This is a genomic window from Cyclobacterium salsum (genome assembly GCF_010119245.1).
GTDB classification, from domain to species: Bacteria; Bacteroidota; Bacteroidia; order Cytophagales; family Cyclobacteriaceae; genus Cyclobacterium; species Cyclobacterium salsum.
The window spans coordinates 503,919-519,568 of the sequence record NZ_WNKG01000002.1 but is presented as its reverse complement, the minus strand read 5'-3'; the positions used below and the strand labels follow the sequence as shown (position 1 = coordinate 519,568).

Genomic DNA, 15,650 nt, shown 5'->3' with positions numbered 1-15,650 from the left:
TCATTTAGTCTCCATCATTGTCCTGATAGGTAATCAGCACGCCCAGTGCTGAGGAAAATTCTGTTTTGATGAGAATGACCTGCTTTTGCAATTCCTGATGTGCTGCCTCCGCAGGGGCAGGGTTGGTCTGAATGATAGTTGAAAGCGGAGAAGGTACCTGATCAAGTCTGCTCAGAATCAGGTCAAATTGAGCCAGAATCCGATTGGCCAAGCCCTCGTCTTCTCCAGCTCTGATTTCCTGAAGTAATTCATAAAAGCCTTTGCCATCAGTATCTCCCTGCTTTCCAAGATAAAAATCCTTCATTCCTGAAATATGCGCTTGTAAAAGAGGAATTGATTGCTGGCTGTAATAGGCCTCCACATTTCTCGGGATGATAACCCCCTGGGATCTTTTGCCCAGCGGAATACCCATCCGCGCATCTCTACTGAACCGTTCCAGGTACTGCGAAAGCGCATTGACCATTTCGCCAAAAGAAGAGCCTACATCGGTACCGTCTTTTTGGATAAACTCCTCCTGAAAATTCCCGCCAGAAGGAAGCCATTGGTTATAGACCAAATCGATCTTATTCAAAATAAGTTGGCTGACGGCCAACAGGTATTCTTTGCGGTTCCCGGCATTTTCATCAATGCTGTATTTTGCAATGATTTCCTCATCGGTATCCGCCAGGCCATAAATCAGATAATCCATGGCTGGCAAACCCCGGCGATTTGCAGTGCTGAAACCTGTTAAGGAAAAATCGCCGGATTCAATCGCATTGTCAATGGAAAAATTGTCAGTGGGAAACGTATTGAACTCCGCTCTTAACGTCTGGGAAAATGCAGGACCAAATTCCAAAAAGGAGACTTTTTCCCATTGTGAATAGGTGCTTATGAAATCCGTTCGAAGTGCCGTCAGATTGGCTTGATTCGGATCGGAGGTGAAATTTTTAACCGATTGGTCCAGAAGCGTCATTTGGGCATGGAGGTTTTCATACCCGGGTATGATGACATTGCTTGCCAGATTTTCCAAAACAGGTTTTCTGAAGGTCTCCTGCTGATTTTCCTCCCCCGAATCTTCCACACAGGAAAGTAACAGACCCATTAGGCCCGTTACCACCAATACTGAAACGAACAGGTGCTTACAATACATCTTCATGATCTTTTAATTCGGGATAAGCTGTGGTTAATTTATCCCTGGCATCTAGCAGGCTTTCAATACTTACGAGCCAGAAATTACCATCCGTGCCCAGGTCACTATTCAGGATTTCATTAATATCGCTTTGATTGATCTTTTTGCGGGGGCTATATTGGAGGGCACTCACGAAGGTATAGGCCTCAGACATGGCATGCAAAAGGTTACCCTGATCTCCGGATGACAAGTACCCCATGGAATCATTGATATAGTGCACTGCCGTGGCAGCAGATACCAGTTCGTGCAAATCAATGATCACATCCACCTGCTCACTTTTTACCGTATGGTTGTCGGCTACGATTGCTGCCCTACCTAAAATATAGGCATCCATAAGGGGCTGGCTTACATTGAGTAAATCATCTCTTCCGTCGGTATAGTTGGCCCAGAATCGTTTGTATTCAGGCGATAATGCCGGTTCGCCTTGTGGAAAATCCCTGGGTACTCCCCAGTAACCAAAAGCTTCATCCCAATGATGCTCCATGGCCGTGTAATTTTCCCCTTCCACCAGATTCTCGTTGTCCACTCCCTCTCCAATTTTAGATTCACTGAGATAGGCGTTAAAAATCTGGTCATAAAAAACCGCTCCCATCAGTCCTTTTTCAATAAGCTGGGTAAACTCCCATCCTTTTTCGTTTACATTGACAAAATTCCCGGTGGTACCTCTTTCTACTCTTCCGGCAACACCATTGGCGGCAGCCGTGTTGTTGGTCGCAACCTCCTGACTGACTTCAGCTGCCTCTGACATCAACCCCTTGAAAAAATCAATCTGTGCTGCATTGGTCTTATTTTCAAGCTGTTTCGTAGTGGCCTCATTCAACCCCTGATCAGAAAACGGGTCATTCGTATTGGAATACATGTCCAATAATTTCTGAAACGAAAGTGCTTCTCCCTGGTCTCCGGATACCAGATAACTTTTCATTTCAGAGAGCATGTTCAGGCGATCTGTCTGCCCTTGGTAACTGACAGTAGAGGCTCCATCTCGTTCAAAAACATACGTTGCAGGCGGATTAATGGCTTCATTACCAGGGACATCGTCCTCCATGCAGGAAAACGCCATCAATCCGGAAAAAGCAATGAGCGAAGCTTGTTTGTAATTCATTTCAATTAACGTTTATGCGATCAGGTTTTATTTAGATTAATTATAATATAAGGCAAAGTTAAATTCAGAAAAGTTAAATACAAAAATTATTTAGATTAATTGTAAATAAAATACCGCCTGTTGCAAAAGAATGATTAGATGAAGATTTTCCGGCAAAATCACGGACAGCAATTCTGATTTCTCCGGGTTGCTTGCTATCATTACTGGGACCATACCTCGGCCAATCGGGCGCTTGGATGTGATTTGCAGGGAAAATAGTTCCCATCCTTTTCGATAGCGGCGGAAGACCATATGGCTGTCCATTTAATCGCAGTTTTATCGAAAATCACCTGGTAATTTTCTCAAATAAGCAAATTTCTGGATGAGAAATGGATCCAAAGAGCCATGAAAATCGCTGGCCACTGCACTTAAAAGGTCGTGGAAGAAATTCCATTTTTTTCGTAAAAAGAAGGCAATAATTGCCCCAAATAATTATCTAACTGAAAGATAACAAGTGGTAACCGAAAGACAGACCATCTCATTGAAGACCAGCACCTGGAAGAAATGGTTCCATTTTACTATTAATTGAAACATCAGTGCTAACGGATCTAATTCGTCTTTGGTAATTTTAACCATACCAACAATAGCATTTTGAAAAAGCGCATTGACAATTGAATAAACCCGGTTTGATATCTGTTTCCCTTTTCCAAAAAACTGAAAAATCTCAATAATGGATTGATTCCTTCATTTAATCGATGGCAATGAAACGATTTAAATCTTCAGTCCAAGTGTCCCAAATATTTTATAGGATTTGGTAATAAAGTCCTATTTAAAGTGATAAGTTATTACCGTCACAACAATATAGAAAGAGATCGCAACATTAGCGAAAGCATTGACAGGATAAAAGGGGTAGCTTAGAATCAGGTTTTTTATTGCAAATAAGTTAGGGGTAAAAAAATAGTGAAAAATAAAATCTTTAAAAATCCAGTTCCAACCAATTGCTCCTATTTAGAAAGTCGTCGCTGGATTGTTTCTAGAAAAAAAAGATTTCGAAATGAGGAGATCATTACTTAAAATAACACGTGCACTACCCGTTTTAATCCTTCTTCAATTTTTCACTGCTTTTGATGGGATTGGGCAATCCCAGATCAATGGCACTATTCAGGATGTTTCCGGTAAGCCCATCCCTTATGCCAATGTGCTGCTTAGGACTGAACTTGATTCCTCCATGATCAAAGGTGCGATTTCCAATGAATCCGGAGACTATATTTTTACAGATATCCCAAAAGGGGAATACTTTGTGGAAGTAACCATTTTGGGATATGCGAAAACCTATTCACCGGTGTTCCGTTTTTTGGGGACAGAAAAAAGTGAAGTAGCAGCTATCCTATTGCATGAAGAAGACCAGAACCTGGATGAAGTGACGGTAACGGCAACAAGGCCGTTTTTTGAGTTGGAACAGGGGAAAATGGTTGTCAATGTGGCGAACAGCATTTCTGCAGCAGGATTGTCGGTCCTCGATGTGTTGGATAGGTCTCCCGGTGTATCGGTAAACAGGCAGAGTAATTCGCTCTCTGTCTTAGGAAAAAACGGAGTGGTAATCCTGATGAATGGCCAAAGATTCAGAATGCCCCTAGAGGCGGCTTATCAGATGCTGGCCGGTCTCAATTCGAGTGATGTCGAAAAGATCGAAATCATTACTGTCCCCCCTGCCAACTATGATGCTGATGGGGATGCAGGGTTTATCAATATCGTGATGAAAAAAGACAATGATATGATAGGCACCAATGGATCCCTGACTGTCGGGCAAGGCTATGGATCTGGTTATAATGGCAATATGAGCTTCAATCTCAACCATCAAGGACCGAAATTCAGTTGGTTTGGAATTTTGTCTGGAACGTATGTTGATCAGGATCAGCAATGGGTACAATTTAGAGGCAACAACAATGGATTTGAAGACATTCGAATCGAAACAGACATAGAACGCTTCACAAACAGAAAGACCATCAATTACCAGACTGGATTTGACTATAAATTAGGGAAGAATACCATCGTAAGTGGTTTGGTTAGCGGCTATTATAACGGTTTGAATAGGTCTGCACCGAACATTACTAAATCCAATTATTCCATCTCTCCGGATACCCTTTTTAGGATGACTACGATTGATGATAGCTACTGGAGCCATATCATGGGCAATATCAATCTACAGCACACTTTCAGAAATGGGCAAGTTATCAGTTCCAATGTAGATTACTTAACCTACAATAATTCTAACCCATCGTGGTATACCATCATGAATTATAATGAATCAAATGATATGATCAAGTCAGAGGAAATCAGGATATCCAAGGATACGCCCATTGAGCTTTGGGTGACTGATATGAACCATTCGATGAAAATAGGAGAATCAGTAGCTGTCGAGTCAGGTATCCGGGGCACCTTTTCAAAACTTACTAACACGGTTGTCTTTGAAAAGAAACTAGGGTTGGATTGGATGTTTAATCCAACGTTCAGCAACGATGGTGATCTACATGAAGATATCCTGGCTGCTTTTTCCTCTGCCAAAATCGAACTTGATGGAAAGACTACTTTGAATGCAGGTCTCCGATACGAGAATACCCAGACAACCCTGACTACCGTCGCAGGTGAAAAAATTATTGAGAGGGGCTACGGTGATTTCTTTCCAACGGCATTTTTATCCAGAAAAATCAATTCTGACAACCTGATTCATTTGTCCTACGGACGCAGGATTACCCGCCCTACCTTCAATGAGATGGCACCTTATGCAATTTTTTCTGACCCGTTTACTTTTTTCTCGGGAAATGAAAACATCCTTCCTACCTACACCAATACCATCAAAACAGACTATTCCTACAAAAGTTGGATGTTATCAGTTCAGCATAGCATAGACAAAGATGTAATCGCACGTTTTCAACCCACGCTCGATGAAGAGACCAACACAATGTTCCTGAGAACGGATAATATTGACCGGCGGCAGACAATTTCCATGATGGTCGCTGTCCCTTTGGAAGTGACACCCTGGTGGGAAACCCAAAACAACGTCACTGCAAATTTTCAAAAAGTCAATTCAGTGCTAAATGGAGAGGTTTATGAGGTAGAGCAGAAAGGGCTGCAGGTCGTGTTGAACAATACCTTTACGCTTCCCAAAAAATACACCGTAGAGGTGACGGGGAATTATAGTTCTCCCGTCATCAACGGATATTTCAATTGGCTGTCCAGAGGCTTTATCAACATCGGAATTCAAAAGGAGTTTGAAAAAGCCGGGGTAATAAGGGTATCCTGCAATGACATTCTCGAAACCAATCAAGTAAGGTGGCGGTCATTTGAGGCCGCTGATATCGATTTTTCAGGTAGACTCAAATTTGAAAAAAGAGTATTCATGGCCACCTATACCTATAAGTTTGGGAATAGCAAAATCAAAGGAACAAGAGACAGAAAAGTAGGCTCCCAAGAAGAACAGAAACGGGTGACCAATTGAAGCCTCTCAATGTTGATTTATATTCTTAAAAACTGCCTGGAATAATGGCATCGGAAAACGTCCGGCAATTCCTCAAAATAATCGAGCTCCCGGGGTGAACCAGTAAGACAAAAATGCTATTTTTACATAATGCCAAAAGTACTTGCCCAAAATGGCTTTACGTTCTACTTTTATTCGGATAAAGGTAATGAACCAGTCCATGTACATATTAAGAAGGGAGAAGGCCGAGGCAAATGGTGGTTAGCGCCCACGATCGAAGAAGAATATGCTTACTGATTTACGCTTCAAGAAAGGCGACAAATCAAACGCCTGATCATCCAACATCAGGAGTTTTTAAAGGAACAATGGTATGGATACTTCCAAAGATAAAATAGTCAATAAAAGAGCAAGTGCCCCTATAGACCAGCTTATCTTTGAAGAGGGCTTACGTATGAAAAATAGTTGGTTTGACCGTGAGCTGGATCTGATCATCGTATTATTAAATAATAAAAAGGTCTTGAAACGGCCTTTATCTGATTTTAAACTTCTGGCTGGAGCAAAAGAATAGCAGCTGATTGGCTTTATCAATGATGGTGTAGCTATCCATTGGCCTGATTTGGATGAGGACTTAAGTTTGCGTGGCTTTTTGAAATATGAACTTTCAAAAATGGATCCCCCGCCGTCCGTGTAATTGATCAACATCCTAAAAGAAGGAATACATTTTGGTTCGCCTGCTTAATTAATAGTTGAAATAGTAATCTGGGTGATTTTTAAAAGATGTGAATAGCTGAGCACCGGTATGGGTCCTGTAATCAGCCAGCGGCCCTAGAACTAACCTCGTCAATTAACCCAATTCAAATAATTTTTTGTAGCATCTATGGGAATATTATAAAGTTTGCTTTTCTTTAACCTTACCGGCACTGCCTAGGCCAATTAACCCAAAGAAAATGAGCCCAAAAAGAATCGTAAAACTCAGCCCTCCTCCCAAAACGGCCGCCGGACTGCGGTCCATTCAGTCAGTGGCTTATTCGCTTTGGGAAGAAACCCATATTGGACGGGGGGTAAAAACCCTCTTGAATTTGAATCAACCCAAGGGATTTGATTGCCCCAGTTGTGCCTGGCCGGACCCTGATGCCCAGGATGTATCTAAAATAGCAGAATATTGTGAAAATGGGGCCAAGGCGGTAGCCTGGGAATCGGGCTACAAACGAATACAACCTTCCTTCTTCGAGCAATTCAGCATCAAGGAGCTAGCAGAAAAATCCGACCATTGGCTGGAAAAGCAGGGTCGCCTGACCCAACCCATGGTCCTGGATGAAAACGCCAGCCATTACCGCCCCATTTCCTGGGAAGCGGCCTTTGCCCTTGTTGCCGATAAACTCAACCAATTGGACCACCCGGATCAAGCCCTGTTCTATACTTCCGGCAGAACGAGCAATGAAGCCGCTTTTCTCTACCAATGTTTTGTCCGGCAATTTGGGACCAATAACCTGCCCGATTGTTCGAATATGTGTCACGAAGCCTCCGGAAAAGCCCTATCCGAAACCCTGGGCATTGGGAAAGCTTCCGTGACCCTGGCCGACATTCCGGAAGCAGACCTGCTTCTGGTGCTGGGGCAAAATCCCGGAACCAATGCGCCACGGATGCTCACTTCCCTGGAAAAACTCAAACGAAACGGCGGGAAAATCATTATGGTAAACCCTCTTCCCGAAACAGGGCTGATCCAATTCAGAAACCCCCAAAAACCCTGGGAATGGATGGGCAAACCAACCGTCCTTCATGACCTGCACCTTCAAGTAAAACTGAACGGCGACCTGCCCCTTCTAAAAGCCTTGCTCAAAATGCTTTTGGAAGCGGATGCCAACGGTAACAACAACGTGTTTGACCATGCTTTTATTCAGCAGCAGACCAGCGGCAATGAGGAACTGATCCGCCATTTAGGTTCCACTGACCCCGAGGAATTAATAGCGGCGAGTGGTGTGCCCGAAGAAAAAATCAGGGAGGCCGCCGAGTTGCTTGCTTCCGGCAAGAAAATAATCATCGCCTGGGCCATGGGCATTACCCAACACCGCAATGCTGAAAATACGATCCGTGAAATCGTCAATATCCTATTGGTAAAAGGTTCTATTGGCAAAAAAGGAGCCGGAACGCTGCCGGTTAGAGGCCATAGCAACGTGCAAGGGGACCGCACCATGGGTATTTGGGAGAAAATGCCCGATAGCTTCCTGGATCGCCTTGGGAAGGCATTTTCATTCGATCCGCCCAGGCACCACGGGGTAGGGGCGGTGGGCGCGGTAGAAGCCATGCTCTCCGGCAAAGCCCAGGTATTTTTTGGAATGGGAGGCAACTTTGCCCTGGCAGCCCCGGACACCACCAAGGTATTCCAGGGGTTGCAGCAATGTGACCTGACCGTTCAGGTTTCCACCAAGCTAAACCGCAGCCACCTGATTCATGGGAAGAAGGCGCTGATACTTCCCTGCCTGGGCCGAACGGAAAAGGATATCAGTTTGGCCGGACCACAGTGGGTCAGCACGGAGGATACGGCTGGCCGGGTTCGCATGTCGCAGGGTGACCTTGAACCAGCATCCGATCAGCTCAAAAGTGAAGTAGCCATTGTATGCGGTTTGGCACGGGCTGTCCTGGGAAAAGACAACCCGACGGATTGGGAGGGAATGGCAGTCGATTATGACCGAATCCGGGACAAAATCGAAGAAGTCATACCGGGATTTGAGCAGTATAACCAACGGGTACGTGTTCCCGGCGGATTCTACCTGCCAAACGGCGCCCGGGAAGGTACCTTTCACACCAGGGATCAAAAAGCAAAACTAACTGTCAATCCACTGCCCGCCTATTTGGCTCCGAAAACTCCCTTTACCCTTATGACCATTCGCAGCCATGACCAGTTCAATACCACGGTTTATGGCTATGATGACCGGTATCGGGGAATTGCCAATAGTCGGGAGGTGGTCATGATGCATGCCGACGACATGCAGGAATACGGGTGCAAGGCTGGAGATCGGGTGAAGCTCACCAGTATCTTTGAAGGGGAGGAACGGACCCTGGAAGGGTTTCAAGTCGTACCCTACGCCATCACGAAAGGCTGCCTGGCGGTTTACTTCCCCGAAGGAAATGTGTTGGTGGCCCTTGGAAACCGATCCGGTGAGAGCCAGTGCCCGGCTTCCAAGTTTGTAGAAGTTCATTTGGAAATCATGAAGCCATGAGCGGAAACGGAGGGCTTGTAATCCCCTGGACCATCCAAAAGCAAAACCAGGATGGAAAGGAACCCCTTTCGGATTTGGTCGCAGTAGAGGAGCCGCTGCAAATCCAATTGGAGTACGAAAAATACGGCGAATGGCATCGCAACGACCTGCTGGTAACCATGAGAAGCCCCGGACAGGATTTTGACCTGGTGATGGGGTTTCTTTTTGCGGAGGGAATCATCCATCAGGAGAAAGATGTCTTGTGGATGCGCTATTGTCAGCGGGTCAAACCCGAGGAAAAGGGAAATGTGGTTCGGGTCAGGTTGATTCCGGACCTGGTTTTTGACCCCGGGAAGCTGAATAGAAATTTTTTCGCACACTCCAGTTGTGGCGTATGTGGGAAAACGGCCATTGTTGCAGTGAGCTTCGAAGCGGCTGGATTACCGTTCCATTCGGACCGGAAAATCTCGGCGGAAACGGTTCGATCACTGGCTCAAAAGCTGGATACCGAGCAAACGGGGTTTAATTATACGGGAGGGCTGCATGCGGCCGCCCTCTACGAAGATACGGGTGATCTGCTTCTACTCCGGGAAGATGTGGGACGGCACAATGCCTTGGATAAATTGATTGGAGCAGGCCTTAGACAAGGCATCAATCTCCGGGAAAACAAAGTGGTTTTGCTTAGCGGCAGAGTGAGTTTTGAAATGGTGCAAAAAGCAGTAAATGCAGGTATTCAGATCCTGGTAGCTTTGGGCGCTCCTACCAGCCTGGCCGTAAGATTAGCCAAAGAAAAAAACCAAACCTTAATTGGATTTCTGAAGAAGGACCGGTTTAATATTTACTGTGGAGAAAAAAGGATAAAATAGTGGGTAAAAAAATCAACAAAATAATACCCACCATTTGCAATGGAAAAATCCATTTCGAAAAGTTTATTTATCACCTTTTACAAAGGTAGAAAGCCTGGGGGTATTAAAAATACCCGGATCCGGGTATTTTTTCTGCATTCTGAGTAACCGTAATGATCCTAGCAAAATAAAAAAGGCCCGTATAAGCCGGGCCATTTTAGCTTTAAACTCGATGGTTCCTAAACGGGATCAGGTGGTTTTGCAAACCTTCCCGTCACGAGCCAAACCAACTACAGGGAGCGGTTATGCCGCCACGGAGGTTTTGCCTGTAGCGTCTGCATGAAGCCCGTTTTGCAACATCCACTTTCTTAAACTGGATCGTTCTTCCTGGGTGAGTATTTGATTCGCTTTTCGAAGCTCCTTCTTCAAAAGGCTATAATCAAAACTTACCTTTTTTAAAATCATTTTATAATAATCCAAATAAGAGGTTTTCATAATTCAGGAATCGTTACAATGAATAATAGGTCTTTCTTAGGAAATATCGATTATTTTAATGGGTCTTCTTCTGGCCTCTTCCCTTTTCGGAAGGACCAGCGTAAGCATTCCATTCTTACTAATCACATTTTTCATGGCATGTAAGTTTTAAGTAAAACATCAAATTAATTGTTTCAATGGGTTACCTATTGTCAAAAAACTGACAACAACCATTAACCATCTACCAGACCGAATTTCAAATCACATGCCAATTAATTCATAAAAAGAATACGTCAAAAACGACTGTCAACCTGACAGCCGCTTTGCGCATTTTTGAAATCATCTCACTTAAACCCGACTGTCAGAATGCCATTTGATGAAACTTAGACAGACCCGTCACACAGAGTGGGGATAATTAAGTACAGACCATAAGACCCAAGAATTTCAGCCCTTATTCATAATTAGGATTTTGGGTTATAAGTTCTCTTCCCAAATCAATCTGATTCTGGGGAATGGGGAAATATTCGTTTTTACCTGCTGTAAAGGCCGCCCCACTCAGATGGGGTCTTCGCTCTTTCTCTACTTCAAAGTATGCTGATAAAACCGTTTCCGCCTCATCCCATCGTACCAGGTCAAAAAACCGATGGCCTTCATGCGCGAATTCCAACCTTCTTTCCATCTTAATTGCAGCAAGTGCAGCTTCTTTATCGGCAAAAGGGGTGGTATAGGTGTCAATTAGATAGCTATCCGCTTCGGAGGTACCGTCCAGATTCAGGACCCTGCTTCCGAGTTTAGCACGTTCTCTAACCATGTTGATATACGTTCTGCCTTCTTCTAAATCACCAGTTTGGATGGCCGCTTCGGCTTTCCAGAGTAACAGGTCCGCGTATCGGATAATGTAATAGTTTAAGCTGTTAACGTAAGGCCATATTTGAAGGTGGTGTGGTGAAAGAGCCGATACCATTCGCTTTTTAGGGCCGTATGGCCCATAGGTGGCTAAATCTCTTGCCCAGGAAGCCTCGTAATTAATGCCCAGGTCCAGGTAAGGAATTCCAGGTCGAGCCAGCGTGTGGTCAACTCTGGGATCAAACGATTGGCCCTCTTCGGGAATCACATTATCTCCAACCGGTAGGCCCAGGCTATTCGTTTTGTAGGCGTTCACCAAATTTTGACTTGGTCGGAGAAAACCGTATTGCGGATAAAAAGGACCTCCCGGAGCCATTAATCGATCCCCAATAGATCCGTTATAATTATTAGGCGACCCATCATTGATGGCATGTTGTACGGCAAAAATTATTTCCTGTCCATTGTCATTTTCAGGCAAAAACACATCCCTGAAATTGGGCATCAGCTCGTATTGGCCGCTGCTGATTACTTCATCGGCGGCGGCTTCCGCAGCGGACCAATTCTCCTGATACAAATACACTTTTGCCTGATAGGCTTTCGCCGCCCATTTTCCCGGCCTGCCGGGCTCTTCAGGGCTTTCAGGTAACCCATCAAATGATTGACTAAAGTCTTCGGCTATCTTTGCCCAAAGTTCGTCGTCGCTTAAACTGGTATTGGATACATAATAGTCTTCACTTGTAACAGCCGTTTCGTCCACGTAGGGAATGCGGTTATAAATTTTTTTCAGTTCGAAATAGAAATGCCCTCGCAGAAAATGCATCTCAGCCAGTCGCCTGTTAGCCAGGGTCGCTTCCATTTCATCGCTTTCCTGAATCAACCGAATGGCAAGATTTGATCGCTTGACCCCCTCATAAAGAGCAAGCCATTTCCTCTCCACATCCCTGACGGAAGGGTTGGTAAGAAATAGTTCCATCTGATGGATCTGATTCTGGTCTCCGGTACCTCCCCCTCCTTTGTAGGCATCATCCGAAACAACGTCCCCAAAATTCCAGTTTGAAGCCGGAGAATTAAATGCACTGGAAGCATTGTCCATTTGCCCGTTTAAAATACTATAAGCAGAAATAATCGCTCCTTCCAGATTTTCAGGCCTGAGAATTTGATCCGGCGATATTTCACCAATGGGCTCTTCGTCCAAAAAGGCTTTGGAGCAGGAAAAGAGCAATAGCATCAAACCCAATAAACTCAGTATAGATTGTGTATTTTTCATGTCTGTAGATGTTTTCAAAACCTTTTAACGAATCCTTAAAAAGAGACTGCGTTGATTTATAAAGGCTTTCATTTTTATTATAATGTGAGATTTACTCCCAAAGTAACGTTTCTGTTCGGAGGATAAATGCCCCTGTCCACTCCAATATCCAGGTTACGCATTTCCGAATCGTAATTTTGAAGTCCAATCTCCGGATCCAACCCCTTATAACCGGTAATGGTAAAGAGGTTTTGCACTTGCAGGTACACCCTTAAATTGCTAAGGCTGTACTTACTCGCCAGGGCCTCGGGAAGGGAATAGCCAATTTGCATGTTTCGCAATCTCAAAAATGACCCGTCGGACACGAAATAGGAACTGGGGCGAATGTTGTTATTCCGGTCATTCAGCGATAAGCGGGGAATGCTGGAATCCATATTGTCCGGACGCCAGGCATCCGCAACCCGAACACTTTTGTTATAGGCACTTAGGTTGAAGAAATCCAGGTAATAGCGGGTAAGGTCATAGGTCTCGTTTCCAAAGCTTCCATAGAAAAAGAAGGAGGCATCAAATTGCTTGTATTTACTAGTGAAATTGAAACCCATGATCAAATCCGGATGAGGGCTACCAATAAAGGTTCTGTCCTGACTATCTATCACACCATCTTCATTTATATCTCTGAATTTTAAATCTCCCGGCTGGGCATTAGGCTGGGTGGCATGAGCTGCAATTTCTTCCTGACCGGAAAAAATACCCAAGGATTCAAAACCATAAAAGGAGGCAATGGGCTTTCCGACCGCTGACCGGGTCACTTCCTGTCCGAAATTCACAGTGTGTAACAGGGAACTGGGAAGGGCAATATAATCTACTTCCTCCGGCAAGGATATTAGCTCGTTTTGTATGGCCGTTAGGTTCAGTCCTATGGAGTAGTTAAACTCACCTCGTTCTTTACCAAAGTACTGTAGGTTCAACTCTATTCCTCTATTCTGCATTTCCCCTGCATTATCCCAGGTGGAAATATTGGATCCTCCCAACATGGGCGTTAGCGGTCTTTCGATCAGCATGTCCCGGGTAGTTTTGATAAAATAGTCCACATTTACTCCAAGCCGATGATTGAACAAGGTGGCATCCAATCCAAGGTTAGTCTGCGTGGTCGTTTCCCATTTCAGATCTGGATTGCCATTTCTTGTTTCGGTTAGCCCTAGGTCCACGCTATTTTGCGAACCGGATATGGGGTAGTTAGAGTAATTGGGGTAGCTTCTGTAGCTGGAAAAGGTCGAAAAAGGCGGGATGTCCTGATTTCCGGTTTCACCCCAACCTGCCCTTATCTTCAGGTCATCAACACTAGAAAAATCAAAAAACTCCTCCTCTGACAGTCGCCAACCTGCGGAAAAGGCAGGAAACGTCCCCCATCGGTTATTTGCCAATTTAGAACTCCCGTCCCTCCGTAATGTTAGAGAAGCCAGGTATTTGTCAGCATATGAATAATCCATTTTGGTAAAGTAGGAAAACAAGGACCAGTCCGAAGCGGACCCGGAATTCCGTTGGTCAGCACCATCTCCTGCGTCCAGGTACCTGAAATTGGGATCATCGTACGGAAAACCAAACCTGCTGGCAGAAAAACCCTCCCGATAATAGGAAATCGCTTCGATCCCTGCAAGGAAGCCAATTTGGTGGTCATTAAAACTACGATTATAATTAACCGTATTCGACCATATCCATTCGTATTGGTAGCTGTTAGAGGTACTAATATCGCTCAGTACCCGCTGTGTGTAAATCTCCTCAAAGCTGGGATTAAACCTCCGGTAATTATAATTCTCAAAATTGATCCCCAGATTAGTTTTTACCTCCAGGCCCTCGGCCAATTCCAGTAAGCCGTACACATTACCAAAAAGCTTTAAATTCTTCCTGACATTGTCCTTGTTTCGGTGTAGCCTTCCCAGTGGATTTTGGTTATCGCTGGTAGCCGATCCGGCAAAATCTCCATTAATATCGTAGACCGGAGAAATGGACGGAAATCGGTACGCATCGTATACCACACTTCCCAGGGCAGCATTGGTCGTCACATCGGTATTCCAGGTGTAGGCGGCCGTCAGGTTTTCTCCTATGGTTAGTCGATCCAACACCTTGTACTCGGTATTAAATCTGGCAGACACCCGCTTAAAGTCAGTATGTTTGATTAAACCTTCCTGTTCGAAATAATTAAAAGAAACAAAATGATTTGCATCGGAAGTGTTTTTAGAGAAATCCAGGTTATACGACTGGATGCGCGCAGGTCTGAATATTTCGGAAACCCAATCCACATCGGCCGACGGAATGGTTTGCTCCTCGTCTATCCATTCCGGAATAACAGGCTCCGGTCCTGACCCGTACACATCACTGGAGGGCTGTCCACCATCATTAAGAGTAGCTTCCCAGAGTAACTCACCATACTCACGGGCATTCAGCATTTCAGGCAGGTTAAAAGCTGTTTGTATTCCCGCATAGCTGCTAAAATTCAGCTTGGTTTCTTCTGTCCTACCTTTTTTGGTGGTGATAATCACCACCCCATTTGCTGCCCGCGAACCGTAAATAGACGCGGCGGCAGCATCTTTCAGTACCTGAAAGGTTGCAATATCATTGGGATTAATCATGTTAATTCCAGAAGTAGTCGGAACCCCGTCAATTATGTACAGGGGATCGTTATTGCGAATGGTACCGAAACCCCTTACACGGACGGCTACTCCTCCTCCCGGAGCGTTGTCTGAAACCACACTCACCCCGGCGGCCCGGCCCTGAATCATTCCATCTACGCTAGCTGCGGGAATATTGGATAGTTCTTCCATGTCGATACTGCTAACCGCTCCGGTCAAATCCTTTTTCTTTTGGGAACTATAGCCTGTGACGATAAATTCTTCTAAAAATAAATCATCTGCCTGAAGACGGATCTCCAGATAGCTTTGGTTGCCTACCAAAATCTCTTTCGGAATAAATCCCACATAGGAGATCAAAAGCTCCTTCTCTTCATCGGTCAGTTGCAGGCTAAATTTTCCGTCTATATCAGTGACGGTCCCTTTGGTGGTTCCTTTGACCGTTACCACAGCACCGATGAGTGTCTGTTCTCCATCGTCATATACCACACCTTCCACCGTGTTTTGCGCCATTGCAATACTGCTAAAAAGCAATAACAACAGGCTTAGTAATCGTAGTTTTTTTCCCATTAGTGATCTTGTTTTATTGAAATACAAAATTCAATAATCGATCTTTAAACAGGATTTATTTGACGTTATTAATTGATCACTATTTGGATTCGAAGGTAGCTTTAACTTAATAAAA

General features: G+C 44.6%; 12 protein-coding genes. 6 read left to right on the top strand and 6 right to left on the bottom strand.

What is annotated here, in order from left to right:
* Window positions 1-4: 4 nt before the first annotated feature.
* The 3 genes from GJS45_RS04780 to GJS45_RS04770 form a co-directional block, all read right to left on the bottom strand.
* Window positions 5-1,135 (bottom strand): imelysin family protein, encoded by a 1,131-nt coding sequence (locus tag GJS45_RS04780; protein ID WP_162340311.1) that lies wholly within the window; start codon window positions 1,133-1,135, stop codon window positions 5-7.
* On the bottom strand, window positions 1,119-2,270 hold the full coding sequence (locus GJS45_RS04775; protein WP_235954598.1) for a DUF4856 domain-containing protein: 1,152 nt from the start codon (window positions 2,268-2,270) through the stop codon (window positions 1,119-1,121). Before GJS45_RS04775 ends, GJS45_RS04780 begins: the two co-directional genes overlap by 17 nt.
* A 90-nt stretch (window positions 2,271-2,360) precedes the next feature.
* The gene (locus GJS45_RS04770) at window positions 2,361-2,573 is read right to left on the bottom strand and encodes a hypothetical protein (protein WP_162340310.1); all 213 of its coding nucleotides are present in this window, start codon (window positions 2,571-2,573) and stop codon (window positions 2,361-2,363) included.
* A gap of 730 nt (window positions 2,574-3,303) precedes the next feature.
* On the opposite strand from GJS45_RS04770, the gene GJS45_RS04765 reads away from it, so the two are divergent.
* From GJS45_RS04765 to fdhD, 6 genes are all read left to right on the top strand, one after another.
* On the top strand, window positions 3,304-5,748 hold the full coding sequence (locus tag GJS45_RS04765) for a TonB-dependent receptor domain-containing protein (RefSeq protein ID WP_162340309.1): 2,445 nt from the start codon (window positions 3,304-3,306) through the stop codon (window positions 5,746-5,748).
* Between the two features lie 129 nt (window positions 5,749-5,877).
* The gene (locus GJS45_RS04760) at window positions 5,878-6,024 is read left to right on the top strand and encodes a DUF4160 domain-containing protein (protein ID WP_162340308.1); all 147 of its coding nucleotides are present in this window, start codon (window positions 5,878-5,880) and stop codon (window positions 6,022-6,024) included.
* A gap of 73 nt (window positions 6,025-6,097) precedes the next feature.
* Complete coding sequence (locus tag GJS45_RS04755) at window positions 6,098-6,295, top strand: hypothetical protein (protein ID WP_162340307.1); 198 nt, start codon at window positions 6,098-6,100, stop codon at window positions 6,293-6,295.
* A gap of 3 nt (window positions 6,296-6,298) precedes the next feature.
* Entirely contained in the window at window positions 6,299-6,418 is a 120-nt protein-coding gene (locus GJS45_RS24055) for a DUF2442 domain-containing protein (protein ID WP_394366572.1), read from the top strand.
* Between the two features lie 256 nt (window positions 6,419-6,674).
* Window positions 6,675-8,948, top strand: a complete 2,274-nt coding sequence (locus GJS45_RS04750; RefSeq protein ID WP_162340306.1) for an FdhF/YdeP family oxidoreductase — start codon at window positions 6,675-6,677, stop codon at window positions 8,946-8,948.
* Complete coding sequence (gene fdhD / locus GJS45_RS04745; RefSeq protein WP_162340305.1) at window positions 8,945-9,793, top strand: formate dehydrogenase accessory sulfurtransferase FdhD; 849 nt, start codon at window positions 8,945-8,947, stop codon at window positions 9,791-9,793. Before GJS45_RS04750 ends, fdhD begins: the two co-directional genes overlap by 4 nt.
* Before the next feature lie 282 nt (window positions 9,794-10,075).
* Here the strand turns inward: fdhD and GJS45_RS04740 are convergent, their stop codons facing one another.
* From GJS45_RS04740 to GJS45_RS04730, 3 genes are all read right to left on the bottom strand, one after another.
* Window positions 10,076-10,267: a hypothetical protein gene (locus GJS45_RS04740; RefSeq protein WP_162340304.1), complete on the bottom strand. Its 192-nt coding sequence runs from the start codon at window positions 10,265-10,267 to the stop codon at window positions 10,076-10,078.
* 430 nt (window positions 10,268-10,697) lie between these two features.
* Entirely contained in the window at window positions 10,698-12,359 is a 1,662-nt protein-coding gene (locus GJS45_RS04735; protein ID WP_162340303.1) for a RagB/SusD family nutrient uptake outer membrane protein, read from the bottom strand.
* Between the two features lie 77 nt (window positions 12,360-12,436).
* Window positions 12,437-15,535, bottom strand: coding sequence for a SusC/RagA family TonB-linked outer membrane protein (locus tag GJS45_RS04730; RefSeq protein WP_202928030.1), 3,099 nt, complete (start codon window positions 15,533-15,535; stop codon window positions 12,437-12,439).
* Window positions 15,536-15,650 lie beyond the last annotated feature (115 nt).

Coding starts and splice junctions, on each gene's coding strand:
- GJS45_RS04765 (WP_162340309.1), top strand. CDS start 3,304: ATGAGGAGATCATTACTTAAAATAACACGTGCACTACCCGTTTTAATC.
- GJS45_RS04775 (WP_235954598.1), bottom strand. CDS start 2,270: ATGAATTACAAACAAGCTTCGCTCATTGCTTTTTCCGGATTGATGGCG.
- GJS45_RS04740 (WP_162340304.1), bottom strand. CDS start 10,267: ATGAAAACCTCTTATTTGGATTATTATAAAATGATTTTAAAAAAGGTA.
- GJS45_RS04730 (WP_202928030.1), bottom strand. CDS start 15,535: ATGGGAAAAAAACTACGATTACTAAGCCTGTTGTTATTGCTTTTTAGC.
- GJS45_RS04780 (WP_162340311.1), bottom strand. CDS start 1,135: ATGAAGATGTATTGTAAGCACCTGTTCGTTTCAGTATTGGTGGTAACG.
- GJS45_RS04755 (WP_162340307.1), top strand. CDS start 6,098: ATGGATACTTCCAAAGATAAAATAGTCAATAAAAGAGCAAGTGCCCCT.
- GJS45_RS04735 (WP_162340303.1), bottom strand. CDS start 12,359: ATGAAAAATACACAATCTATACTGAGTTTATTGGGTTTGATGCTATTG.
- GJS45_RS04770 (WP_162340310.1), bottom strand. CDS start 2,573: ATGGACAGCCATATGGTCTTCCGCCGCTATCGAAAAGGATGGGAACTA.
- GJS45_RS04760 (WP_162340308.1), top strand. CDS start 5,878: ATGCCAAAAGTACTTGCCCAAAATGGCTTTACGTTCTACTTTTATTCG.
- fdhD (WP_162340305.1), top strand. CDS start 8,945: ATGAGCGGAAACGGAGGGCTTGTAATCCCCTGGACCATCCAAAAGCAA.
- GJS45_RS04750 (WP_162340306.1), top strand. CDS start 6,675: ATGAGCCCAAAAAGAATCGTAAAACTCAGCCCTCCTCCCAAAACGGCC.